The organism is Streptomyces longispororuber, assembly GCF_014656095.1.
GTDB lineage: Bacteria > Actinomycetota > Actinomycetes > Streptomycetales > Streptomycetaceae > Streptomyces > Streptomyces longispororuber.
In genome coordinates this window covers 78,709-103,159 of record NZ_BNBT01000006.1, presented here as the reverse complement: position 1 = coordinate 103,159, position 24,451 = coordinate 78,709, and the positions used below count along the sequence as shown (strand labels likewise).

The window sequence follows — 24,451 nt, the reverse complement described above, 5'->3', positions numbered from 1 at the left end:
AACGCCGGACGGGCTGGGACTCCTCGGCGCGCCTCGTGGTCGTCCTCAGGCGTCGGACAGGCTGGAATCCCCCTGCCCCGCCACTCGTGTTGTCGCGCAGGCGCGCTCGTCCTCAAACGCCGGACGGGCTGGGACTCCTCGGCGCGCCTCGTGGTCGTCCTCAGGCGTCGGACAGGCTGGAATCCCCCTGCCCCACCGCTCGTGTTGTCGCGCTGGCGCGCTCGTCCCGGGCCTCGGGGCGGGCTCGATGCCGGGCTTCGGGGCGGCGGGAGTGGGGTGGGGGGCGGGGAGGGGTTAGTTGTGTTCGGCCTTGCGGCGTACGCGTAGGGCTCGGGCCAGGTCGTCGAGTTGGTCGGTGAGGCGGCGGCGCAGGGCCGGGGTGAGGTCGGTGCGGGCCAGGCAGGTCTCCCCGAGGTGCAGGGTGTCGTCGTCGACGACGGTCATCGGGAAGGCGAGGCGGCCGGCGGCTTCGGCGATGGCGGGGCCGCGGCGGGCGGCGAGGCCGACGGCGTCGTCGAAGTAGCGGGCGACGTAGGGGCGGACGAGGTCGTCCTGTCCGGCCTGCCAGAAGCCCTGGGCAGTGGCGGTGAACAGGTAGTTGGACAGCTCGTCGGTGGTGAACAGGGCGTCCCAGGCGCGGCGTTTGGCCTCGGGGTCGGGCAGGGCGGCGCGGCAGCGGGCGGCGCCTTCCTGGCCGGTGGCGCTGGGGTCGCGGCGCAGTTCGGCGGCGATGGTGTCCTCGTCGGCCTCGCCGAGGGCGGCGAGGCGGGCGAGGGCGCGCCAGCGCAGTTCGGGGTCGAGTTCGGGGCCGCCGGGCACGGCGCCGAGGGTGAGCCAGGTCTGGAGGGGCTCGGCCTGGGTGGCGGCGTCGATGAGGCCGCGTACGGCGATGAGTCGCAGGCCGGCGTGGGAGCCGTCCTCGGTGCGGCGGACGATGTCCTGGCAGAGGGCGTCGAGGGTGGCGAGGGCGGCGGGCCGTCGCGCGGGCGGGGTGTAGCGGTCGGTGATGACGGCGCCGGCGAAGGTGAGGACGCCGGAGACGACGGCGAGGTCGGTCTCGGCGGGCAGGTGGGTGCGGGCGGTGGCGAGGTAGGTGGCGGGCGGCAGGTCGCCGTCGCGGACCATGTCGCGCAGCGCGTTCCACAGCACGGCGCGGGTGAGGGGGTCGGGGACGCTGGACAGGGAGCGCAGGGTCGTGTCCAGCGAGACGTCGTCGAGGCGGATCTTGGCGTAGGTGAGGTCGTGGTCGTTGGGGACGATGAGCGCGGGGCGGCCGCCGTCGCGGGGGGCGGGCGGGAAGTGTTCGGGGACGTCGGTCTCGTAGCGCTCGCGCAGGACGAGCAGGCGGCCGTCGGACAGGTCGCGGTCGTAGACGCCGATGGCGACGCGGTGCGGGCGGCTGCCGTCGCGGTCGAGGGCGAGGGTCCACTCGCGGCCGCTGTGGGTGACCTTGGGGGTGAAGGTGTCGACGCCGGTGGTGCGCAGCCAGGCCTCGGCCCAGGCGTGGACGTCGCGGTCGGTGGCGGAGGCGAGGGAGTCGATGAAGTCGGCGAGGGTGGCGTTGGCGAACTTGTGGCGGGCGAAGTGGGCGTTGATGCCCGCGAGGAAGTCCTTCTCGCCGAGCCAGGCGACGAGCTGGCGCAGGGCACCGGCGCCCTTGGCGTAGGAGATGCCGTCGAAGTTGAGCAGCGCGGAGGCGGTGTCGGGGACGGCGTCGGGGGCGGGGGCGACGGGGTGGGTGGAGGGGCGCTGGTCGGCGTCGTAGCCCCAGGACTTGCGGGTGACGCCGAAGTCGACCCAGGTGTCGCGGAAGCGGGTGGCTTCGGTGAGGGTCTGGTAGCCCATGTACTCGGCGAAGGACTCGTTGAGCCAGATGTCGTCCCACCAGGCGAGGGTGACGAGGTCGCCGAACCACATGTGGGCCATCTCGTGGGCGACGACCATGGCGCGGGTCTGGCGCTGGGTGTCGGTGACGGCGGAGCGGTAGACGAACTCGTCGCGGAAGGTGACGAGGCCGGGGTTCTCCATGGCTCCGGCGTTGAACTCGGGGACGAAGGCCTGGTCGTAGGAGTCGAAGGGGTAGGGCTCGGCGAACTTCTCGTGGTAGCGGTCGAAGCAGGCGCGGGTGATGTCGAGGAGTTCCTCGGCGTCGGCGTCGAGGTGGGGGGCGAGGGAGCGGCGGCAGTGCAGGCCGAAGGGCAGGCCGCGGTGTTCGGTGCGGACGGAGTGCCAGGGTCCCGCGGCGACGGCGACGAGGTAGGTCGGCAGGAGCGGGGTGGGGGTGGCGCGCCAGGTGCCGTGGCCGTCGTGTTCGGTGACGCCGTTGGCGAGGACGGTCCAGTCCTCGGGGGCGGTGACGGCGACCTCGAAGACGGCCTTCAGGTCGGGCTGGTCGAAGGCGGCGAAGACGCGCTGCACGTCGTCCAGGAAGAGCTGGGTGTAGACGTACGTCTCGCCGTCGGTGGGGTCGGTGAAGCGGTGCATGCCCTCGCCGGTGCGGGAGTAGCGCATGGCGGCGTCGACGGTGAGGCGGTGCGGGCCCGCGGTGAGGGCGGGCAGCGGGAAGCGGTTGCCGGTGAGGTCCTCGGGGTCGAGGGGGGTGCCGTCGAGCGTGAGGGAGCGCAGGTGCGCGGGCTTCAGCTCGACGAAGGTGTCGCCGTCGGCGGCGGCGGTGAAGGTGATCACCGTGCGGGAGTCGAAGGTCTCCTCGCCGGTGGTGAGATCGAGGCTGATCTCGTACCGCTGGATGTCGAGGAGCTGGGCTCGGGTCTGCGCTTCGTCGCGCGTCAGTGCGGGCATCTGGTTATGGTGCCTGATCTGGCGGGGCGCCTGGCAGTGGATATCCCGGGGCGCTGCCACCTCTGCCCGCGGCACGGGCCCGGTTTCCGCGCGGGCGGGGCGCGATGCGGCTGCCGCCGCGGGTGGGGCCGGGGCTCCGGGGGTGGCGTCGGCTTCCGCTGGGGCCGGGGCTGCGGTTTTCCTTACGGTTGCGGGGTCCGGGGGCGGCTTCGGCTGGGGCCCGGGTAGCGGCTGTGGCTTCCCTTGGCTGGTGGGCTCGGCTGCGGCTGCGGGACCCGGCTGTGGCTTCGGCTAAGGGCTCGGCTTCGGCGTGGGGCTCGGCTTCCGCTGCGGGGGACCGGCTTCCGCCGGGGCCGACGTCGGGGCCCCTACGAGGGGGGGCGGGTCCTGGTCCGCCGGGTCCCTAGTGCGCCGCGAGCCGCTCCAGCAGCCCGATGCCCCGCGCCAGCAACTCCCGCTCCTCGCCCGTCAGTTCCGCCTCGATCGCCCGCGCGAGCCAGTCCGCCCTGCGCCCCCGCTCCTCCTCCAGGAGTGCCCGCCCCGCGGCGGAGAGCTCGACCAGGCTCTTGCGGCCGTCGGTCGGGTGGGCCCGGCGTGTGACCAGCCCCTGCTCCATGAGCAGTCCCACGGCCCGGGCCATGGACTGGGGGCGTACCCGCTGGTCGGCCGCCAGGTCGCTGGTCGTCATCGCGCCGCTGCGGTCCAGGGCGCCGAGGACGGCCACCTGGCCGAACGGCATCTGGTCCTCGAGCTTCACGCGCCGCGTGAGCTTGCCGATCGCGGTGCGCAGTTCGGCCGCGACGGCGGCGGATTCCGGAAGGGGCATACCGGATGTTAACGCAGCGCGCCTGCGCAGCAGGACTGAGCAGCCGAGCTGAGCAGCGAACCTGAACAGCAGAACTGCACAGGAGAACTGAACAGAGGAACTGCACAGTTTTGCTGTAGAGTTCCGGTGCCGGAGCCAGCGCCACCGTCGCCGCAGCCGGGCCCCGGCGCGTACGCGACAACGGGAAGGGCTCCCATGACCGCCATCACCTCCGTCACCGGCCGCCGCGTCCTCGACAGCAGGGGCAACCCCACCGTCGAGGTGGACGTCGAGCTGGCGGACGGGTCCCTCGGCCGGGCCGCGGTCCCCTCGGGCGCCTCGACCGGCGCCCGTGAGGCCGTCGAGCTGCGCGACGGCGACCCGGCCCGCTGGCACGGCAAGGGCGTCGACCAGGCGGTACGGCACGTCAACACGGAGCTCGCCGCCGCGGTCACCGGTCGCGAGGCCGAGGACCAGGCGGGCCTGGACGCCGTCCTCGTCGCCACGGACGGCACCCCCGCCAAGTCCAGGCTCGGCGCCAACGCGCTGCTCGGGGTCTCCCTGGCCACCGCCAAGGCCGCGGCCGCCGCCCACCGGCTGCCGCTCTACCGCTACCTCGGCGGTGCCGGTGCCCGGCTGCTGCCCGTACCGATGATGAACATCGTCAACGGGGGCGCCCACGCCGACAATCCGCTGGACTTCCAGGAGTTCATGATCGCGCCGATCGGCGCGGAGACCTTCGCGGAGGCCGTGCGGACGGGGTCCGAGATCTTCCACACCCTGCGGCGCGACCTCCTGGCCGCCGGGCACTCCACCGGCGTGGGCGACGAGGGGGGCTTCGCCCCGGCCCTGCGTACCGCCGAGGAGGCGCTGGACTTCGTGGTGCGGGCGATCGAGCGCGCGGGCTACCGGCCGGGCACGGACGTCGGCCTGGTCATGGACCCGGCGTCGTCCGAGTTCTTCCGCGACGGCGTCTACGACTACACCGGGGAGGGCGTACGGCGTACGCCTGCCGAGCACGCCGCATACCTGGTCAAGCTGATCGACGCCTACCCCGTGGTGTCCGTCGAGGACCCGATGGCCGAGGACGACCTGGCGGGGTGGCGGGACCTGACCGCGCGGGTCGGCGCGCGGTGCCAGCTCACCGGGGACGACGTGTTCTGCACGAACGAGGCCCTCCTGCGGGAGGGCATCGAGTCCGGCGTCGCCAACTCGATCCTGGTCAAGGTCAATCAGATCGGCACCCTCACGGAGTCCCTGGCGACCGTGGACGCCGCTCACCGGGCGGGTTACACCGTCGTCATGTCGCACCGCTCGGGAGAGACGGAGGACACGACGATCGCGGACCTGGCGGTGGCCACGGGCTGCGGCCAGATCAAGACCGGCTCGCTCTCCCGCTCGGACCGTACCGCCAAGTACAACCAACTGATCCGGATCGAGGAGCAGTTGGGCGACAGCGCCCGGTACGCGGGGGCGCGGGCGCTGCGCCGCTAGGCGGGTCCCCCGGCCCGGCCCGGCCTCACGCGGTGCGGCTCTCCTCGCCGCCCGTGGTGTCGGCGATCTGTTCGTGGTGGCGGATCACCTCCGCGATGATGAAGGTGAGGAACTTCTCCGCGAAGGCCGGGTCGAGCTTGGCGTTCTCGGCGAGTTCGCGCAGCCGGGTGATCTGGCGGGACTCGCGGGCCGGGTCGGCGGGGGGCAGGTGGTGCTGGGCCTTGAGGTGGCCGACCTGCTGGGTGCACTTGAAGCGTTCGGCGAGCATGTGGACGACGGCCGCGTCGATGTTGTCGATGCTGTCGCGCAGCCGGGTCAGCTCGGCGAGCACGGCGGGGTCGGCGGGGTGCTTCGTGGTCATGGCACGGAAGCCTACGTTGCCGCGTCCGGGCGCCCCGGGCCGTCCAGGGGGTCCAGGTCTCCCCCGCCTTCCAGGGCGAGCTGCGGCGGATCGTCGGGGTCGGGGACCTGCCGGGACCAGCCGCCGGGCACGGCGCGGCCCTGCTGGGCGCGGAAGCGTACCGGGGCGGTGCCGACGCGGCGGGTGAACAGGCGGGAGAAGTAGGCGGGGTCGTCGTAGCCGACGCGGCGGGCGACGGCGGCGACGGGCAGCTCGGTGGCGGCGAGGAGTTCCTTGGCGCGGCCGAGGCGGACGCCGAGGAGGTAGTCCTTGGGGCTGCATCCGGCGCCGCGGCGTACGGCGGCGCGCAGGGCGGCGGGGCTCATGCCCTGGCGGGCGGCGTGCTCGGCGACGGTCAGGGGGGTGCAGGCGTCGCGGGCCAGGGCCTCGAGGACGGGGTCGCCGCCGGGGGCGAGGTCGGCGCGGGCGCGGCGCAGCGCGACCAGGAGTTCGTGGACGGCGGCGCCGGTCTCGACCTCCAGGAGGGGGTTGCCGCGGCGGGCGGCGCGGGCGATGCGGGCGACGACGGTGCGGGCGGCGGCCGGGTCGGACAGGGGGACGACGGGCCGGGCGGGTTCGATGTAGCCGAGTTCGGTGTAGGTGGCGGTGGCGGGTCCGGTGAAGTCGACGAAGCACTCGTCCCAGCCGTGGCCGGGGTCGGCGCCGTAGTGGTGCGGGACGCCGGGCACGAGCCAGATCAGGGCGGGTGCGGTGACGGGCCGGCGGCGCCCGTCGGGGGTGGCGTACCAGCCGGTGCCCGCGCTGACGACGAGGGCGACGTGGTGGTCGAGGGTGCGGGGGCCGACGGCGGGCAGCGTCCCGTGCTGGAGCCCGACGCCGAGACAGACCAGGCCGAGGCGGTGGTGGACCGGGCCGGGTGTGAAGTACCGCATCCAGGTGTGGTACATCGGCGGCCGCCTCCTTCTTCGTGCCCTTGGCTGTGTCCGTCCCGTGCTCGTGTCCGTGCCTGTCCTTCCGTGGGCCGTCCCCGCCGTGTCGTTGTGTCCAACCCGGCCCGATCTTTGTCCATGGACCGGGCCGTCCGCCAGGGGTGATCGTGGCCGCAGGACGTGACGGGGCGGTACGGGAAGCGAGGCGGGCGGGGCGATGGGCTGCTTCCGGGCGGGTGAGGACGGGTTCGAGCTGGACGGGCGGCCGGTGCGGCTGCTCTCGGGGGCGCTGCACTACTTCCGGGTGCACGAGGCGCAGTGGGACCACCGCCTGGCGATGCTGCGGGCGATGGGCCTGAACTGCGTGGAGACGTACGTACCGTGGAACGTGCACGAGCCGCGGCCGGGAGAGTTCCACGACGTGGGCGCGCTGGGCCGGTTCCTCGACGCGGCGGACGCGGCGGGGCTGTGGGCCATCGTGCGGCCCGGCCCGTACATCTGCGCCGAGTGGGACAACGGCGGGCTTCCGTGGTGGCTGACGGGCGAGCTGGGGGCGCGGGTGCGCAGCCGTGACGAGCGGTACCTGGCGCACGTGGAGCGGTGGTTCGCGCAACTGCTGCCGCAGGTGGTGGCGCGGCAGCACGACCGGGGCGGCCCGGTGGTGCTCGTGCAGGTGGAGAACGAGTACGGCAGCTACGGCTCGGACCGGGTGTACCTGCGGGCGCTGACGGACCTGGTGCGGGGGCTCGGGGTGACGGCGGAGCTGTGTACGTCCGACGGGCCCGAGGACCACATGCTGTCGGGCGGCGGCGTGCCGGGCGTCCTGGCGACGGTGAACTTCGGCTCCCGGGCCCGGGAGGCCTTCGGCGTGCTGCGCCGGCACCGGCCGGCGGGGCCGCTGATGTGCATGGAGTTCTGGTGCGGCTGGTTCGACCACTGGGGCGCGGAGCACGTGGGGCGCGCGCCGCGCGACGCGGCGGACGCGCTGCGGGAGATCCTGGAGTGCGGGGCGTCGGTGAATGTGTACATGGCGCACGGCGGGACGAGCTTCGCCGGGTGGGCGGGGGCGAACCGGGGCGGGGGCGCGCTGCACGACGGGCCCCTGGAGCCGGATGTGACGTCGTACGACTACGACGCGCCGATCGACGAGTACGGGCGGCCCACCGAGAAGTTCTGGCTGTTCCGGGAGGTCCTCGCCGAGTACGCGGACGCGCCGCCGCCCGGGCTGCCGCCCGCTCCGGCGGAGCTGGCGCGGCCCGTGACCGGGCGGCTCGGGGAGTGGGCGCCACTGGACGCGGTGGCCGCGTGCCTGGGCACGCCCGAGGCCGAGCACGCCGTGCCGCCCGCCTTCGAGGACCTGGGCGTCGACCGGGGTCTGGTCCGCTACTCCGTCACGCTGCCCGGGCCGCGCGGGGCGTATCCGCTGAGCGCGCCGGGGCTGCGGGACCGGGCCGTGGTGTACGTCGACGGGGTGCGGGCCGGGGTGCTCACCGAGGACTCCCCCGCGCTGCCCGGGCCCGTGCCGGGGGGCGCGCGGGTCGAGCTGTGGGTGGAGTCGCTGGGGCGGGTCTCCTACGGGCCCCGGCTCGGGGAGGCGAAGGGGCTCACCGGGGGGCTGCTGCACGAGCGGCAGTACGTGCACGGGGTGCGGGCGGCGGGGGTGGAGCTGGGGGCGTTCGAGGCGGCGCACGGGGTGCCTTCGGAGGGGGCCGGGGAGGGGCGGGCCGGGCTGTACCGGGGGGTGGTGGAGGTGGTCGGGGCGGGGGACGCGGTGCTGGAACTTCCCGGGTGGACGCGGGGGTTCGCCTGGGTGAACGGGTTCTGTGTGGGGCGGTACTGGGGGGTGGGGCCGCAGCGGGTGCTGTTCGTGCCGGGGGCTGTGGTGCGGGAGGGGGGTAATGCGGTGTGGGTGCTGGAGGTGGAGGGGGTGGCGGGGGTGGCCGAGGTGCGGCTGGGGGCCCTGCCGGGGGCTCCCCAATCCCGCCCCTTCCCGTAACCAGGGGCTGCCGCCCCTGGGCCCCGCTTTTCGGCGCTCCGCGCCTCGTCCTCAAACGCCGGACGGGCTGGATCTTTCCGCCGAGCGCAACTGAGATCTTGAGCCGTGGGCGCGCTGGAGATCTTGAGCCCGTCCGGCGTTTGAGGACGAGCGCGTCAGCGCGATACGGGGGTCCAGGGGGCGCGGCCCCCTGGTTTCGGGAAGGGGCGGGATGGGGGAGCCCCCGGCCAGGTCAGACCTCGCGGACCTCGAACGTGTCCAGGATGAACTCCGCCTTGCCGTCGCCGCCGACCTTGCGCAGGCCCACCCATGCCTCGCCGTCCTCGGGGGCGGTGAACTCGTAGGTGTGGGTGGTGGGGGTGTGGGCCTCCGGGAGGGGGTCGCGGGAGAGTTCGCGTGGGGCGGGGGTGTCGACGGCCGTCACCCAGGCGTACTGTCCTGCCTTCTCGTTCTCGTAGCGGAAGGACACCCGGTAGCGGCGGCCGGGCGCGAAGCGGACGGTGTGGGGGACGGTGCGGTGGACCAGCCCCTCGTTCTCGCCGCGGGACTTGAGGGACTGGCCGCCGTCGACGACGTCGTCGACGGCCTTGCCGTTCCAGCCGCGCTGGGTGAACGGCGCGTGCCGCTGCGCGATGTGGGTGCGCGGGTCGGTGGCTCCGCCGGCGTCGCCCTTGACGAAGGGCCCCCACCCCTGGGGCACGTGCTCGAAGTCCTCGCGGCACAGGACGCCCCGGGGCAGCCGGGGCGCGGGCGTGGTGGCGACGACGCGGACGTTGTCGAAGCGGACCCGGGCCCGCCCGGCCGCGGCGCGCAGCGTGAGGCGCCCGGGCCCGCCGCCCTCGGGCACGGTGAAGGGGGTGAACAGGCGCTGGAAGCGGGTGCCGTGCTTGGCGTCGGCGGCGACGTGGTTGACCGCGGTGGAGGTGGCGGTCCAGTTCGTGGCGGTGACGCCGTCGGCGGTGCGCACCTCCAGGGCGGCGGTGCGCCGCTCCCCCGCCGTGCTCCCCACCTCCACCTGTACGGAGGCGACGTACGCGCCGGGCTTGAGGCGGCGCAGGCGCTGGCTGACGGTGGCGGCGGCGCCGGGGGCGATCACCAGCTCGTGGTCGCCGAGGGCGCTGCGTTCGACGGCGGCGGGCCCGGTGACCCGCCAGGCGGCCAGGTCACCGGCGTGGAAGCCGGGGTCGCGCAGCGGGGTGCCCTGGCCCCAGTCGGGGTCGGGCAGGGCGCGGGCGCGCGAGCGGTGGATGACGTACGGCTGGTCGGCGCGGGCGTCGACGGTGACCGTGCCGCGGCGGACGGGCAGGGCGCGGACGAGGACGCGGCCCTGGTCGGTGAGCCGGTACAGCCACACCCTGCGGGCGCCCGCCCAGCCACGGGGCAGGGTCCAGGTGCTGGTGCCGCCGCGCGGGTTGTAGTGGTAGAGCTTGGCGGGGTCGGTGGCGGTGCGGGGCTCCCAGGGGAGCAGATAGGTGCCGTCGTCGTAGACGAGGTGGCCGTCGGTGGTGATGCGGCGGGTGCCGCCGGTGTCGGTGACGGAGGTCGCGCCGGCCCCGAAGAAGGTGATCTCGTGCTCGGTCCACGTCTTGACGGGGTGGGCCTGGAGGTACTTGGCGGGCAGGGAGTGCGTCCAGATGAGGCGGTGGAAGGCGGTCCAGTCGGTCTTGCCGACCCAGCCCTCGAAGTTGCCCATGCGGGCGGTGCCGAGGAGGGTGGGCCACTTGTCGGCGAAGACGTCCTTCTGGTGGTGGCGGATGAAGCGGATGAGCTGGGAGTTGATGCCGCGGGAGGTGTCGGGGCCGTAGTCGGGTTCGGTCGCCCAGTGGGACCAGACGGCCGAGCGTTCCAGGCCGTGGCCCCATTCGGTGGTGACGGTCCAGCCCTGCTCGCGCAGGGCGCGCTGGAGGCGGTCGGAGGTCCAGCCGGACTCGCGGAACACGTCGATGTAGAGGGTGTTGAGCGCCTCGTGGGTCTCGCGGCGCAGGTCGGCGAAGCGCCGGACGATGTCGCCGGAGACGAGGTCGCGGCGCTGGTCGATGCGGTAGCTCTGGTCGAGCCAGTCCCACTGCTCGTCCGTCTTGTCGACGAGGGTCTCGGAGAAGGCGTGGGCCACGGGGTAGGACTCGGTGGCGTTGACGTGGACGCCGAAGTCGCTGTTCCACCGGGCGCCCTCGCGGACGAGGGTGTTGAGGTCGTCGAGGCCGCCGGCGCGGGTGTTGTAGTGGCCCGCGTAGTCGGGGTGGGCGGAGTCGTGGCCCTCGGACTGGTAGCCCTTGAGCAGGGTGTACTGGCGCAGGCCGTCGGTGGCCAGGTGGACGCGCTTGACGTGGTCGAGGGTGGTGAGGAACGGGTTGGTGGCCTGTGAGGCGAAGTTGAAGGCGATGTGCGGGACGACGCGCAGGTGCTGCTCGTCGGCGCCGAGCGGGTTCACCATGATGTCGCGGAAGGCGATCGCGGCGTCCTGCCAGTCGACGGTGCCGTCGCCGTTGCGGTCGCCGGTGACGACGACGGTGGCGTACGGCAGCGGCTCGGTGGCGTCGACGGGGGCGGTGGCGGCGCGGTGGGTCCACTGGCCCGGGGCCAGGCGGGCCTCGGTGCGGCCGTCGGCGCGGACGGTCCGCCACCACAGGCGGCCGTTCTCCCAACTGGTGGCCGCGGTGGGCTTGTCGTAGCTGGTGTTGGTCTCGATCGCGCCGCCGAGGGTGTCGTGGGCGAGCACCGCGTACGCGCAGCCCGTGGGCGCCTGGGCGGGGGTGTCGGCCGTGAGGCGTACGAGGGTGTCGCCGCTCCTGGCCCGGTCGAGCTGGACGCGGGCGGCGAGCAGCGCCGCGCCGGGCTGGTCGCTGCGCACGGACAGCAGGGCGAGGCCGGGGACGGCGAGGGTGCCGATGCGCAGGGCCGCGGTGTCCTCGATGCGGGTGACGCGCCAGTGGACCTGGCGGCCCTTCACCGTGATCTCCACCGTGACGCGGGTGCCGCCGTCGAGGGCGAGGACGTAGACGGCACGGTCGTCGTGGGCGACCGCGGTGACGCGCGGGGTGTGCTCCTTGTCGTCGATGAGGAGGGTGGTGACGGGGTCGGGCTGTCCGTGCAGGACGGCGCCGGTGGCGCGGTCGGTGTACGCGATGACGCGCGGGAAGCCGGTGGCGACGCGGACGTCGAGCGCGGCGGAGCGCAGCACGGCCTCGCCGGCGGGTGCCTGGTGGGGCGCGGCGGGGGCCGCGTGCGCGGTGCCCGTGCCGACGGCGGCTCCCAGCGGGGCGAGCGCCCCGGTGGCGACGACGGCTCTGCGGCTCGGCCCGGACGGCTGTGACGACGGCGGCATGGGCGCACCCTCCGTGGGACGGATCGGCGGAGTTGGTGACGGTCACGATGCGCCGCGGGGGGCGGGGGCGCCCATGGACAAAGACGGGGCAGGTGTTGGACTAAGTGCGGTGGGGGGCCTGCGGCGAGGGCCTCGCACGTGGGGGCGCGGGTTGCGTCTCACACCTGGGGGTGCGGGCGGGGTCTCGCGCGTGAGGGTGCGGGCGGCGGTCGCGAGTTCGGCCGGAAGCCGTTCATGAAGGCCGTGTTCCGCCTCAGCCGTCACGGGTGGCCCGGACGCGGCACCGGCGTGGGCGAGCGCCCGCGGTTCGGTGGGCCCCGGCGGGGGCGCCGTGAGCGCCGGTGGGCACAGGGGGCCGCGGCGGGCCGGGGCCCTGGCGCGGGCCGGGACTTGCGGGACAGGGTCTCCCCGGGCCGGGTCCATGGCCTCGCGGGAAGGTGCGCGCCGGGCCGGGGTCGCGCGGGGCCGGGCCGGAACCACGGGCGGCTCGTGCGCACGCGTACACGCGGAAGAGCCGGGCCCCGGTCGGGACCCGGCTCCGTGACGGCACCGGTCACCGCGCGCACCACGTGCGGTGCCGCGGCGGTGCGGGGGACGTCAGAGCTGGCCGGCGGCCTTGGTTATGTCGGCCGCGAAGGTGGACACCTCGGTGTAGACACCGGGGTAGGCCGGGCGGGCGCAGCCGGTGCCCCAGCTCACGATGCCGACCTGGATGTACTGGCCCTTGTCGTCCTTGCGGAACATGGGGCCGCCGGAGTCGCCCTGGCACGTGTCGACGCCGCCGACGCCGAGCTTGCCCGCGCAGAGCTCCTCGCCGGGGATGATGTCGCCGTTGTACGCCTTCTGGCAGTCGGCGTCGCTCACGAACGGGACGGTGGCCTTGAGCAGGTAGCGCTGCTGCGGGCCGCCCTCACGGGCGGCGCCCCAGCCCGCGACGGTGAAGTTGCCGTTGTTGAACTTGGTGTCGGTGGCGATCTTCAGCGTGGGCAGGTTGATGGGCTTGGCGAGCTTGATGAGGGCCCAGTCCTTGCCGCTGCCGTTGTAGCCGGGGGCCTGCAGGACCTTGGTGGACTTGACCTTGATGGCGCTGGAGCTCTGCAGGTCCACGACGCCGGCGGTGGCCGTGATGGACGTGTTGGCGCCGGAGCCGTCCACACAGTGGGCCGCGGTCAGGACGACGTCCTGCTTCAGCAGGGAGCCGCCGCAGCCCATCGACAGGCGCACCATGAACGGGAACTCGCCCTGCGCGGCGCGCACGCCGCCGACGACGCGCTCGCCCGGGTTCGGGCCGGGGTGCGGGGCCGCCTGGGCGGCGAGGGGCTGCAGGCTGAGGCCGGCGAGGGCGATGGACCCGAGGACGGCGGCTCTCTTCACTCCACGGAACTTGTCGGTCTTCACGTGGTGTCCCTTCGTGGGAGTTGTGGGGGGTGGCGCAACGCGACGGGCCCATGCCGCACACGCCGGAGCGCTGCGTGGCATGAGCCCGCCAAAGCGTTGTTGGATTATGAGGAGGCCCGCGCGCGGCCGACAAGGGTTGGTTTTCGGCCAGCCTTCGGGCCCGCGCCCGGGTGCTGGCGCGAACGACCCCCGTACAGTAGGGGCAAGTTGGGATGATCCACGCGGGACCCGGAGCGGGCGTCCGGGAACGGGTCCCGCCACGGCTCGGGGGGTGACGGCGTGGCCGACGGCGGCCCCGTGGAGCACGGCTACCCGCATCTGGAGACGGTCCGCTCGGCGATCACCGCGCTGTACAAGCGGCTCTCGTACGACACCGTCCACACCTTCGACACCAGCGTGGCCCCCGCCGACGTGGCCTTCTGCGACCAGGACGACCTGCACCTGGGCGCCCAGCGCGTGGCCCGCGAGATGGTGCGCCACCTGCGGCTGCCCGACGCCCGGGTGATCGTCTCGTTCCGCGCGATGGAGCACGCGGCGTCCGTCGAACTGGCCGCGGGGCCGGAGTACTTCATCGAGCTGAACGACCGCTTCCGGCACCACCGCAGGGACATCGGCGCGGCGCTCGCGCACGAGGTGATGCACGTCTACCTGCACCGCCTCGGCCTCTCCTTCCCCGGCACCCGCGCCAACGAGATCCTCACCGACACCGCGACGACCTACCTCGGCGCGGGCTGGCTGCTCCTGGACGCCTACCGCGAGGACGGCGCGTCCTCGCAGAAGCTCGGCTACCTCACGCCGGAGGAGTTCGGGTACGTGCTGGCCAAGCGGGCCCTGGTGTTCGGCGAGGCGCCCGAGACGTGGTTCACCAGCGCGCAGGCGTACACCGCGTACACGAAGGGGCTCGCGCGGGCGCGCCACGACGGACAGCAGCCGCCGCTGACGGCCGCGGGCTGGGCGGGGCGGCGGCGCTACGCCAAGGACCGGCGGTACGCCCTCGACCACGGGACGGGCCCTCGGGACGGGGGCCCGTACGCCTTCTCCCGGCCGGACGCGGCGGGGCCGCTCCGGGTCTCCTTCGCCTGCCCCACCTGCCACCAGCGCATCCGGCTCCCGGCCCGGGGCAGGACACGCGCCCGGTGCGCGCTCTGCCGCACCCTCCTGGACTGCGACACGTGAGTCCCGTGCCGGTGGCGGGACTCTCCCCCGGCGTACCTCGCCGGGCAGGGCGAAGGCAGCCGGGGCAGCAACCGGCGTGGAGGGCCGGGTCGTGTCAGGACGGGTGGGTGGCCCGGCGCGGGAGCGCGCCGCAGAGGGCCGCGCAGAGCACGAAGGCGCCCACCACCCACGGCATGGCCGCCCCCAGGGCCTCGGTGAACCCGTCGGCCCCCGACCCAAGACGCTCGAAGAACACCGTGCCGACCACCGCCGCCCCCAACGCCCCGCCGAACTGCTGGGCCGTGGAGAAGATGCCGGACGCCCCGCCCGCGAGGTCCCCGGGTACTGCCGACAGGACGACGTTCACCAGCGGCACGACCAGGAGGCCGAGCCCCGCCCCGGCCACGAGCAGCCCCGGTACCAGCGGCCACGCCCCGGTGTGCTCGGGGCCCGAGCCCTCGACGGCCGCCCACACCCAGGCGAACCCGCCCGCCATCAGCAGCGCCCCGGCGCCGAGCACCAGGCGCCCGTACCGCACCGCGAGCCCGTCCGCGGCGGGCGCGGTCACGAAGCCGCCCACGGAGAAGGCGACCGTGACGAGACCGGCCTGCATCGGCGTGTAGCCCTCGCCGCCCTGGAGCCAGACCGCGAAGACCAGGAAGAACCCCTGCATGCCCACGGAGAACAGGAGTTGCACCAGCACCCCGACGGAGAACGCGGGCAGCCCGAACGCCCGCGCCGGGAGCAGCGGCACCACGGTCCGCGACCGGCGCCGCCCCTCGGCCACGCCGAGCGCGGCGAGCGCGGCCACCCCGGCGGCCAGGCACCCCCAGCCCCACAGGGGCCAGCCGTTCGCGTGCCCCTGCACCAGCGGCAGCACGACGGCGACGAGCGCGGCCGCGAGCACCAGGCCGCCGAGGACGTCGGGCCGCCCTGCGGACCGCTCCCTCGTGGCCGGGACCAGGACGGCCCCGGCCACGAGGGTCGCCGCCGCGACGGGGAGGTTCACCAGGAACACCGACCGCCAGCCCCAGCCGAACAGATCGGCGTCGGTGAGCACCCCGCCCAGCAGCAGCCCGACCGCGGAGGCGAACCCGGCGACGGCCCCGTACATCCCGAAGGCGGCACCGCGCTCCTTGCCCTGGAACAGGGTGCGGAAGGAGCCGAGCACCTGCGGTACGAGGAGGGCCGCCGTCACCCCCTGCACGGCGCGCGCCGCCACGAGCTGCCCCGGTGACTGCGCCGCCCCGCAGGCCAGGCTCGCCAGGCCGAAGCCCGCGGTGCCGGCGAGGAAGAGCGCCTTGCGGCCGTACCGGTCGCCCAGGTGCCCCGCGACGATGAGCGTGGCGGCGAAGCCGAGCAGGTACGCGGAGACGATCCACTGCAAGGCGCTCTCGGAGGCGCCGAGGTCGCGGCCTATCGACGGGATCGCGACGTTCACGATCGTCACGTCCAGCAGGTCCATCAGGGCGGCGACCATCATGACCGCGGCGGCCGCCCAGCGCCGTGGGTACGGGGTGCCGGCGGCCGTGCGCGGCGGGGTGTGCGTGGTGGGCATGCCTCTCCTCCTGGTGTGTCCGGCCGACCGGCTCCCGACTCGGGCACCGGCTCCGGCTCCCCGGCTCTCCCCGGCTCCGGCTGCCGCTCCGGCTCTCTCCGGTTCCAGGCTCCGGCTCTCTCCGGCTTCTTCCGGCTCCGACTCCCGACCCGCTCGGCCTTTTATTTCGTTCGGCCGAACGAAAGACTCGCACCCGCCCCGCCTCCGGCGCAAGTCTTTCGTTAGCCCGAACGAAACTTTTGATAGCCTCTCCGCCATGACCCGCACGCCCGAGCACCCCGGGACCGCCGACGACCCGTCGCGGGACGAGGTGCTGCGCCGCCTGTTCACCGCGGGCCGTGAGAACAGCTCGGTCGCCGTGATGTTCCACTCGGCCGTCGCGGCCCGGCAGGGGCTGAACGCCACGGAGGGCAAGACGCTCGACCTCCTGGAGCGCGACGGGCCGCTCACCGCGAAGGACCTCGCGCAGCGCACCGGCCTGGCCCCCGCCTCCGTGACCGGTCTGGTCGACCGCCTGGAGGCCAAGGGGTTCGTCCGCCGGATCAAGCACCCGAGCGACAAGCGGCGCGTCCTGGTCGAGCTGCGCCGGGAGGCCATCGCCGGGCTCGCGGAGATCTTCGAGGACTGGGGGCGCGACGTGCTGGAGCTCTGCGAGGAGTTCACCACGCGGGAGCTGGAGACGGTCATCCGCTTCCTGGACGGCGCGACGGAGCGCCAGCGCCGGGCCGCGGCCCGGCTCGCGGAGTAACCCCCGTACCGTCCGCGCGCCCGTCCCGGGAAGCGCGAGCGCCCGATGGATGCGTCAGCCGGGGACGGCCGCCGTGCGCGGGGCGACGATCCCGCGAGCCCGTGCCGCCGCGAGCCAGCGCGGGAACTCCGCGACCAGGCGGTCGTACAGGACGGCGTCGGGCACGGTGCCCGGCTGCTCGCCGGCGTGGAAGAAGCCGGCGTTGTCGACGGGCCGCTTCTCGGGGACGGCCAGGTCGTCGAGGCGCCGCAGGTAGTCGAACTGCGTGCTGCCGGGGTCGCCGAAGCCGATGAACTGCCAGAACAGGGGCAGCCTCGCGGCCTTGCACAGGTACCGCTCGGCGGCGAGCCTGTTGACGGGGCCGCCGTCGGTCTGGAAGACGACCAGGGCGGGGGCCGTGGCACCGCTGTCCAGGTAGTGGTCGATGACGGCGTCCATGGCCAGGTGGTAGCTGGTCCGGCCCATGTGGCCGAGGCCGTCGGCGATCTGCTGGATGCGGCCCCGGTGGCGGGCCAGTTCGACGGTGGTGACGGCGTCCACGTCGGTGGAGAAGAACACGGTCGGCACGGTGCCGTCGTCGTCCAGGTGCGCGGACAGGCCGAGCACGCGGTCGGCGAGCGCTTGGACGCTGCCGTCGCGGTAGTACGGCCGCATCGAGCCGGAGTGGTCGAGGACCAGGTACACGGCCGCCCGCTCCCCCGCCAGGCCGTGCTCGCGCAGCCGGTCGCCCGCCGTCTTGTAGAGGCTGACCAGCGCGGGGGCCGTCTCCTCGACCTTGCGCAGGCTGATCGCGGCGCTCACACCGGCTCCGTGAGGAAGTCGACGGCGAGCCGCACGAACGCGTCCGCCCGCTCGACGAAGGCCAGGTGCCCGCAGCGCGGGAAGACGTGCAGGCGGGCGTCGGGCATCGCCTTGAGGGCGACGAACGCGCCGTCGAGCGGGTTGACCCGGTCCTCGCGCCCCCAGGTCAGGAGCGTCGGCCGGGTGACGCGGTGCGCCTCGCGCCACAGCATCGCCTCGTGCGGCCACGCGGCGAACGCGGCACCGACGCGCCGGGCGCCGAGCCGGGCCCCGGGGTCGAGAGCGGCGGCGTACCGCTCCTCGACGAGGTCGTCGGTGACGTACGACGGGTCGTGGACGAGGGTCGTCAGGAACGCCCGCAGGTCCTCCCGCGTCGGCTCGGGCCTGCTGCCGAACTCGATGAGCCGCCGCACGCCCTCCGAGGGTTCGGCCGTGAAGACGTTCAGGGCGAGGCCGCCCGGGGCCATGAGCAGCAGCCGGTCGACCATGCCCGGGTGGTCCAGGGCCAGGCGGACGCAGGCGCCGCCGCCGAGGGAGGCGCCCGCGACGTGCGCGCGCTCCACGCCGAGTGCGTCCAGGAGGGCGGCCACGGCGGCGGCGCTGAAGGAGTAGAAGTCCCGGTCGAGTTCGGGTTTGTCGGAGGCGCCGAAGCCGGGCTGGTCGACGAGCAGCGTACGGAAGTGGCGGGTGAGGGCGGGCAGGAGGGGGCCGAAGGCCGACCAGGCGGAGGCGCCGGGGCCGCCGCCGTGCAGCATCACCAGGACGGGCGCGGCCGGGTCCCGCGGCCCGGCCTCGTGGTACCGGAGCCTCAGGCCTCCGGCCTCGGCGACCCGGGAGGTCGCCGCACGACTGAACTCCGCCCCGCTGTTGGTACTTGTCACTCGATCATCTTCCCTCACGCACGCGCATCGGCGCCGCCCGCCGGACGCGGTGGCTCCGGGGCCACGGCCGTACCCTGAGCCGCATGAAACGCGCTGGTCCGCTCCTCCTCGCGGTCGTCCCCCTCGTCCTCACCGCGGTCGCCTGCTCCGGGGAGCCCGACGGAAAGGCCGGGCCGACCGCCGCGCGCCCCTACGACGAGAGCGGTTCGGCGGCCGACGGGCGCACGGACGACGCGCGGGTGGCCGCGCTGCCGCCGGGCCTCGCGGCGCCCGCGAAGCGGGAGCTGGCCTTCAAGCTCGTGTCCAGCGCGGAGAACTCCACGCTCGACTGGCGCGGCCAGTACGGCTACGTCGAGGACATCGGCGACGGCCGCGGCTACACCGCAGGCCTCATCGGCTTCTGCACCGGCACCCACGACCTGCTGGAGCTCGTCGAGACGTACACCGAGCGCCACCCCGGCAACGGCCTCGCCCGCTATCTGCCCGCCCTGCGCGCGGTCGACGGCAGCGCCTCGCACCGGGGGCTCGGGCGCGGCTTCGTCCGGGCCTGGAAGGCGGAGGCGCGCGAGCCCGCCTTCCGCGCCGCCCAGGACGCGGCGCGCGACCGCCGTTACTTCGACCCGGCGGTCCGGCTCGCCAAGCTCGACGGCCTGGGGACGCTGGGGCAGTTCGTCTACTACGACGCGATGGTCGTGCACGGCCCCGGCAGCGGCCCGAAGTCCTTCCACGGCCTGCGCGGGGCGGCGCTCGCGAAGGCCCGCACCCCGGCGGAGGGCGGCGACGAGACGGCGTACCTCCATGCCTTCCTGGACGTCCGGCGCGAGGTCATGAAGAGCGAGCGGGCCCATCGGGACACCTCGCGCATCGACACGGCCCAGCGCCGCTTCCTGCGCGAGGGCAACCTGGCCCTGCGGACGCCGCTGACGTGGCGGGTGTACGGGGACGCGTACCGGGTCGCGAAATGACGCGGGCCCGGACCCCGCCGAGGGGTCCGGGCCCGCGTGGGCGCGAGGCGAGGGCGGCTCAGCCCTTGACCGCCCCGGCGGCGAGGCCGGAGCCCAGCCTGCGGTGCACGATCACGAAGAAGATCATCACGGGCAGCGTGACCAGCGTGGAGCTGGCCATCACGGGCCCCCAGGCGGTGGAGTTCTCACCGAAGAACTGGAAGATGCCGACGGCCGCCGTGTACTTGTCGCTGCCCTTCATGAAGGTGTACGCGAACACGAACTCGTTCCACGCCGTGATGAAGGCGAAGATCGAGGTGGCCACCAGGCCGGGCCCGACCAGCGGAAGCAGCACCGACCAGAACATCCGGAACCAGGACGCGCCGTCGATGTACGCCGCCTCCTCGACCTCCTTGGGCACCGCGGCGACGAAGCCGCGCAGCGTCCAGATCGCGAACGGCAGCGACAGCGCGATGTACACGATCGACAGGCCGAGCAGCGAGTTGAGCATCTCGTAGTCCCGCATCTGGATGAACAGCGGGATGACCAGGGCCTCCAGCGGCACCATCTGCACGACGAGGACCATGATCAGCACGGAGGTGCGGAACTTGAACTTGAAGCGCGCCACGGCGATCGCCGCGAACAGCGAGAGCAGCGCGGCCGCGAGAATCGTGGAGACCCCGACGATCGCGGAGTTCAGCAGGTAGGTGCCGAAGTTGCCGCGGTCGAAGACGAAGTCGAAGTGGTCGAAGGTCAGTCCGCTCGGCAGCAGGTCCGAGCCGCGCGTGAGCGCCTTCGGATCGAGCGCCGTGGAGACCATCCAGTAGACGGGGAAGAGCGTGAAGGCCAGCAGCGCGGCGACCGCGAGGGGCAGTCCGAAGCGCGCGGCGCGACTGGTGCGGCGGCGGGACTTGCCCTGCCCGAGCGCGGCCGGGACCTTGGCGGTGCTCACAGGTCCTCCTCCCCCTGCCGGAACAGCGTACGGATGTAGACGATGGTGATGACGAGCAGCAGCAGCGTGAGCAGCACCGCGGCCGCGGCGCCCGCACCGTAGTCGTTCTTGGCGAACGCCTCGATGTACGAGTACACGCCGAGGTTGTAGACGTCGGGGTTGTCGCCGCTGCCGCCCGGCATCAGGAAGACCTGGGTGAAGACCTTGAAGTCCCAGATGGTGGAGAGGATGGTCACCACCAGGAAGACGGGCTTGATGGTCGGCACGGTGATCTTCCAGAACCGCTGCCAGGCGTTGGCGCCGTCGATCTCGCCCGCCTCGTAGAGCTCCTTGGGGATGGTCAGCAGCCCGGCGAGGACGGTGATCGCCACGAACGGGAAGCCGTGGTGCACCACGTTGATGGTGGCGATGACGTAGAACGGCAGGCGCTCGGTGAACCAGTTGGTCGTCTCGGCGTCGATCAGGCCGAGGGAGTCCGCGAGCTGGCTGACCATGCCGTCCTGCGGCTGGAAGAGCCAGATCCACACGTACGTGCCGGTGACCGCGGGCATCGCCCAGGCGGCCAGGATGGACACCGAGCAGATCAGCTTCCACGTCGGGCCGAGGCGGTTGAGCAGCAGCGCCACGGCGGTGCCGAGCGCGACGGTCAGGCCGACGCAGGCGAAGGCGAAGAACACCGTGTTCGGCAGGACGGTCTTCCACAGCAGGTCGCTGCTGAGCAGGTCCTGGTAGTGGTCGAGTCCGGTGAACGTGCTCTCGCCGCCGCCGAACTTGACCTTGTAGTCCTCCAGGGACAGCTTGCCGACCTGGATCAGCGGCCACAGGAGCAGGCCCGCGAGCACGACGAGCGAGGGCGCGAGCAGCAGCCAGGGCCGGGTGAGGGTGATCAGCTTCTTGCGGCGGCGGGCGGCCTCCGCCGCGCCGTCGGCGGGGCGGGAGCCGCGGGCCGAAGGGATGGTGGCCTTCGGCTCGCCGCTGACGAGCGTGTCTTTCACGGCAGTGACTCGTCTCTGACTACTTGTCCTTGGCGAAGATCTCGTCCATGTCCTTCGCCGCCTGGTCCGCGGCCTCCTGGACGGACGACTTGCCGGTGAGGATCGACTGCACCATACGGGGGATGACCTTGGAGGCCTGGATCTCGCCGTACGCCTTGGTCTTCGGCACGGTCGCGCCCGCCTCCAGCATCTGCTTGGCGAACGGCTCGACCAGCGGGTCCTTCTGCTGCTCGATCTTCTTCAGCTCGGAGTTCTGGCCGGGGAAGTAGTTGGTCTGCTTGGCCCACTTCGCGGCGAACTCACCCGTCGTCATGAGCTTGACCAGCTCCCAGCCGAGGTCCTTCTTGTCGGTGTCGAACACCGACAGGTAGGAGCCGCCGAGGAAGGACTTGCTCATGCCGCCCTTCTCGCCGGGGATCGGCACGGCGCCGAGCTTGCCCTTCAGCTTCGGGTTGGCGTCGGTGATGGCCTTCGGGGTCCAGTTGCCGCCGACCGCCATGGAGATCTGGCCCTTGTTCCAGGCGTCGCCGACCTCCTTCTCCGTCCAGGTGTTGACCTTGGCCGGGGACACCTTGTCCTTCGTCGCGAGGTCCGTGTAGTACTTGATGCCCTTCACGGCCTCGGGCGAGTTGATGGCGGACTTCCACGTGTCGCCGTCCTGGGTGGCGAGTTCGCCGCCCGCGCCCCAGACGAAGGGGGCCGCGAACATCTCCGCGCCGCCCGCCACCGGGAAGGCGACCATGCCCGGCTCCTTCTCCTTCAGCTTCTTCGCCGTCTCCTGGAGCTCCTTCCAGGTCGTCGGCGGCTTCAGGTCGTGCTTCTCGAAGATGTCCTTGCGGTACACGATGGACCGCACGCCCGCGTACCACGGCATGCCGTACTGCTTGCCGTCCAGCGTGCCGGCGTCCTTCAGGCCCTCGACGAGGTCGCCCGCGAGGTCCGCCTTCTTCACGTCGTCGGTCACGTCGACCAGGGCGTCGGTCTCGGCGAACTGCGGTACCCAGGTGGTGCCGACCTCGGCGACGTCGGGGACCTGGTCGGGGCCGCCCTCGATCGCCGTGGTGAACTTCTTCTGGGCCGTGGCCCACTGCTGGTACTCGACCTTGATCTTGGCGCCGGTCTTCTTCTCGAAGGCCGCGCCGACCTCCTTGAAGAAGGGCCGGGGGTCGGGGTTGGTCCCCTCCATGATCCAGACGGTGAGGGTCTTGCCCTTGCCGTCGGCCTTGTCGCCCTTGTCGCCGTCGCCGCCGTCATCGCCGCACGCCGTTGCGGTCAGACCGAGCGTCAAGGCGATACAACCCGCCGCGATGACACGTCGCTTCATGCCGGCCCCCTTCTGGTTCCTATGGTGGGAGCGATTCTGGTCACACAGGGTGTGGGCGGTCTAGACCCTTTCGGGGAAGCGGCCGAACCGTAATGACCGTTGCGCGGGGCGCTATCGCTGTGCTTGGGCGGTTCCCTACGCCGCCGCTGCGCGGCGGATTGCCTTCGTGGTGCCACCCGTTTGTCCTACACGTGGGGGTTGGTGGGGGGTGTTCCCCTCCCACCCGCCCACCCGTACCGCCCCGGCTTTCGCCTGCCCGGCCCCGACGCCGGCGCTCACTCACCGTCGTTACGCTTCCCCTCCCGCCCGCCCACCCGTGCCACCCCGGCTCTCGCCAGCCGGGCCCCGACGCCAGCGCTGGCCCGCCGCCGTCGCGTTGCCTCTCCCACCCACCCACCCGCCACACCCCGGCTTCGCCCGCTCAGCCCCGACGCCAGCGCTGGCCCGCCGCCGTCACGTTCCTCCTCCCACCCGCCCACCCGTACCGCCCCGGCTTTCGCCAGCCCGACCCCGACGCGGAGCGCTGACCCACCGTCGTCACGTTCCTCCTCCCACCCGCCCACCCGTACCGCCCCGGCTCTCGCCGGCCCACCCCCGACGCGGAGCGCTCACCCGCCGCCGTCACCTTCCTTCTCCCACTGCCCACCCGTGCCACCCCGGCTCTCGCCAGCCCAACCCCGACGCGGAGCGCTGACCCGCCGTCGACGCCCTCCTTCTCCCACCCTGCCCACCCGTGCCACTCCAACTTCAGCAACCCGGCTCGAAGCCAGCGCTCACCCACCCTCGACAAACCGGCCCCGACACGCAGCACTCACCCACCGCCGTCGCCCTCCTTCTCCCACCCCGCCCACCCGCGCCACTCCGGCCTCCAGCAACCCAACCCCGACGCCAGCGCACACCCGCCGTCGACGCGTTCCTTCTCCCATCCACCCACGCGTCACACCCCGGCTCTCGACAAACCGGACCCGACGCACAGCGCTCACCCGCTGCCGACACCCTCCTTCTCCTCCCACCCCGTCACACCCCAGCTCTCGACAAACCGGCCCCAACACGCAGCACTCACCCACCGTCCACGCCCCCTTCTCCCACCCCACTCACCTGCGCCACTCCGGCCTCCAGCAACCCAGCCTCGACATCAGCGCACACCCTGCGTCGTCGCCTTCCTTCTTCCATCCGCCCACGCGTCACACCCCAGCTCTCGACAAACCGGACCCGACGCACAGCGCTCACCCGCTGCCGACACCTTCCTCCTCCCACCCCGTCACACCCCAGCTCTCGACAAACCGGCCCCAACACGCAGCACTCACCCACCGCCGACGCCCTCCTTCTCCCACCCCACTCACCCGTGCCACTCCGGCCTCCAGCAATCCGGCCCCGACGCCAGCGCACACCCGCCGCCGTCGCGTTCCTTCTCCCATCCGCCCACGCGTCACACCCCAGCTCTCGACAGCTCGGCCCCGATACGCAGCGCTCATCCCCCGTCGTCACGCGCTCTCCCCCGTCAGGCTCCGGCATTCGCCACCCGCACGCCGACGCAGAGCGCTCGCTCACCGTCGAGGCCCTCCTTCTGCCACCCCCGTCACACCCGGCATTCACCAAACCAGCCCTGGTGTACAGCGCTCACCCGCGTCGTCATGCCCCTTCTGCACCACCCCGCCTCTCGCCGCCCCAACCCCGACGCACAGCACTCGCGCAATGTCATCGCGTCGTACGCGCACACAGGCCGCGCCCGCCTTGGCCGTGTTGTGGGGGGCGGGTGGGTGGGAGCGCCTCGGTGCGGGCGGTGGGGTTGAGGGGTGGGCCGGCACTCCGCCGCTGTGGGCGGGTGTCCCGCGGGGCGCGAGTAGGGTCGCCTCTGCTTGGGCGAAGCCGGGGCTCGCAGGAGGGCAGGCGCGCATGCCACGGGCCGGGTGTCCGAGGTGGCGGAACGAGCGCCGGGCGGGGGCGGGTGGGCGGGAGTGCCCCGTCGCGTGCGGCGGGCCCCGG

At 73.4% G+C, this 24,451-nt stretch carries 17 protein-coding genes; 5 read left to right on the top strand and 12 right to left on the bottom strand.

The window, feature by feature from the left end; translation table 11 throughout:
* Positions 1–294: 294 nt before the first annotated feature.
* Positions 295–2,799 (bottom strand): aminopeptidase N, encoded by a 2,505-nt coding sequence (pepN, locus tag IE330_RS03650; RefSeq protein WP_190134362.1) that lies wholly within the window; start codon positions 2,797–2,799, stop codon positions 295–297.
* Positions 2,800–3,202: 403 nt separating this feature from the next.
* On the bottom strand, positions 3,203–3,625 hold the full coding sequence (locus tag IE330_RS03645; protein ID WP_190134361.1) for a MarR family winged helix-turn-helix transcriptional regulator: 423 nt from the start codon (positions 3,623–3,625) through the stop codon (positions 3,203–3,205).
* A gap of 195 nt (positions 3,626–3,820) precedes the next feature.
* Between IE330_RS03645 and eno the strand changes: the two genes are divergently transcribed.
* A complete protein-coding gene (gene eno, locus IE330_RS03640; protein WP_190134360.1) occupies positions 3,821–5,098 on the top strand; it encodes a phosphopyruvate hydratase in 1,278 nt (425 codons plus the stop codon).
* Positions 5,099–5,123: 25 nt separating this feature from the next.
* Here the strand turns inward: eno and IE330_RS03635 are convergent, their stop codons facing one another.
* Together IE330_RS03635 and IE330_RS03630 are read right to left on the bottom strand one after the other, a co-directional pair.
* The gene (locus IE330_RS03635) at positions 5,124–5,459 is read right to left on the bottom strand and encodes a chorismate mutase (RefSeq protein WP_190134359.1); all 336 of its coding nucleotides are present in this window, start codon (positions 5,457–5,459) and stop codon (positions 5,124–5,126) included.
* Between the two features lie 11 nt (positions 5,460–5,470).
* Positions 5,471–6,406 carry a helix-turn-helix domain-containing protein gene (locus IE330_RS03630; protein ID WP_190134358.1) on the bottom strand — a complete coding sequence of 312 codons (936 nt, stop codon included), beginning with the start codon at positions 6,404–6,406 and terminating at the stop codon, positions 5,471–5,473.
* Positions 6,407–6,605: 199 nt separating this feature from the next.
* Here IE330_RS03630 and IE330_RS03625 point away from each other — a divergent pair, with 199 nt between their 5' ends.
* Positions 6,606–8,384 (top strand): glycoside hydrolase family 35 protein, encoded by a 1,779-nt coding sequence (locus tag IE330_RS03625; protein WP_190134357.1) that lies wholly within the window; start codon positions 6,606–6,608, stop codon positions 8,382–8,384.
* A gap of 232 nt (positions 8,385–8,616) precedes the next feature.
* Here IE330_RS03625 and IE330_RS03620 read toward each other — a convergent pair whose 3' ends face one another.
* Positions 8,617–11,709, bottom strand: coding sequence for an endo-alpha-N-acetylgalactosaminidase family protein (locus IE330_RS03620; protein ID WP_190134356.1), 3,093 nt, complete (start codon positions 11,707–11,709; stop codon positions 8,617–8,619).
* Between the two features lie 597 nt (positions 11,710–12,306).
* Positions 12,307–13,107, bottom strand: a complete 801-nt coding sequence (locus IE330_RS03615; protein ID WP_229925356.1) for a S1 family peptidase — start codon at positions 13,105–13,107, stop codon at positions 12,307–12,309.
* 279 nt (positions 13,108–13,386) lie between these two features.
* Here IE330_RS03615 and IE330_RS03610 point away from each other — a divergent pair, with 279 nt between their 5' ends.
* Entirely contained in the window at positions 13,387–14,283 is an 897-nt protein-coding gene (locus IE330_RS03610) for a hypothetical protein (protein WP_190134354.1), read from the top strand.
* A 94-nt stretch (positions 14,284–14,377) separates the two neighbouring features.
* Here the strand turns inward: IE330_RS03610 and IE330_RS03605 are convergent, their stop codons facing one another.
* Positions 14,378–15,820, bottom strand: a complete 1,443-nt coding sequence (locus IE330_RS03605) for an MFS transporter (RefSeq protein ID WP_190134353.1) — start codon at positions 15,818–15,820, stop codon at positions 14,378–14,380.
* A gap of 256 nt (positions 15,821–16,076) precedes the next feature.
* Here IE330_RS03605 and IE330_RS03600 point away from each other — a divergent pair, with 256 nt between their 5' ends.
* Complete coding sequence (locus IE330_RS03600) at positions 16,077–16,568, top strand: MarR family winged helix-turn-helix transcriptional regulator (RefSeq protein WP_190134352.1); 492 nt, start codon at positions 16,077–16,079, stop codon at positions 16,566–16,568.
* Positions 16,569–16,622: 54 nt separating this feature from the next.
* Here IE330_RS03600 and IE330_RS03595 read toward each other — a convergent pair whose 3' ends face one another.
* Both IE330_RS03595 and hsaD read right to left on the bottom strand, forming a co-directional pair.
* Positions 16,623–17,369, bottom strand: coding sequence for a VWA domain-containing protein (locus IE330_RS03595; RefSeq protein ID WP_190134351.1), 747 nt, complete (start codon positions 17,367–17,369; stop codon positions 16,623–16,625).
* Positions 17,366–18,250, bottom strand: coding sequence for a 4,5:9,10-diseco-3-hydroxy-5,9,17-trioxoandrosta-1(10),2-diene-4-oate hydrolase (gene hsaD, locus IE330_RS03590; protein ID WP_229925355.1), 885 nt, complete (start codon positions 18,248–18,250; stop codon positions 17,366–17,368). The genes IE330_RS03595 and hsaD overlap by 4 nt, the downstream gene beginning before the upstream one ends.
* 83 nt (positions 18,251–18,333) lie before the next feature.
* Between hsaD and IE330_RS03585 the strand changes: the two genes are divergently transcribed.
* The gene (locus IE330_RS03585) at positions 18,334–19,215 is read left to right on the top strand and encodes a chitosanase (RefSeq protein WP_190134350.1); all 882 of its coding nucleotides are present in this window, start codon (positions 18,334–18,336) and stop codon (positions 19,213–19,215) included.
* A 58-nt stretch (positions 19,216–19,273) separates the two neighbouring features.
* Here the strand turns inward: IE330_RS03585 and IE330_RS03580 are convergent, their stop codons facing one another.
* Genes IE330_RS03580 through IE330_RS03570 form a run of 3 tightly spaced genes read right to left on the bottom strand, consistent with a single transcriptional unit; the run spans position 19,274 to position 22,429 of the window.
* A complete protein-coding gene (locus IE330_RS03580; protein WP_229925353.1) occupies positions 19,274–20,146 on the bottom strand; it encodes a carbohydrate ABC transporter permease in 873 nt (290 codons plus the stop codon).
* Positions 20,143–21,141 carry a carbohydrate ABC transporter permease gene (locus tag IE330_RS03575; RefSeq protein ID WP_229925351.1) on the bottom strand — a complete coding sequence of 333 codons (999 nt, stop codon included), beginning with the start codon at positions 21,139–21,141 and terminating at the stop codon, positions 20,143–20,145. The genes IE330_RS03580 and IE330_RS03575 overlap by 4 nt, the downstream gene beginning before the upstream one ends.
* 19 nt (positions 21,142–21,160) lie before the next feature.
* Positions 21,161–22,429: a sugar ABC transporter substrate-binding protein gene (locus IE330_RS03570; RefSeq protein WP_229925348.1), complete on the bottom strand. Its 1,269-nt coding sequence runs from the start codon at positions 22,427–22,429 to the stop codon at positions 21,161–21,163.
* Positions 22,430–24,451: the final 2,022 nt, after the last annotated feature.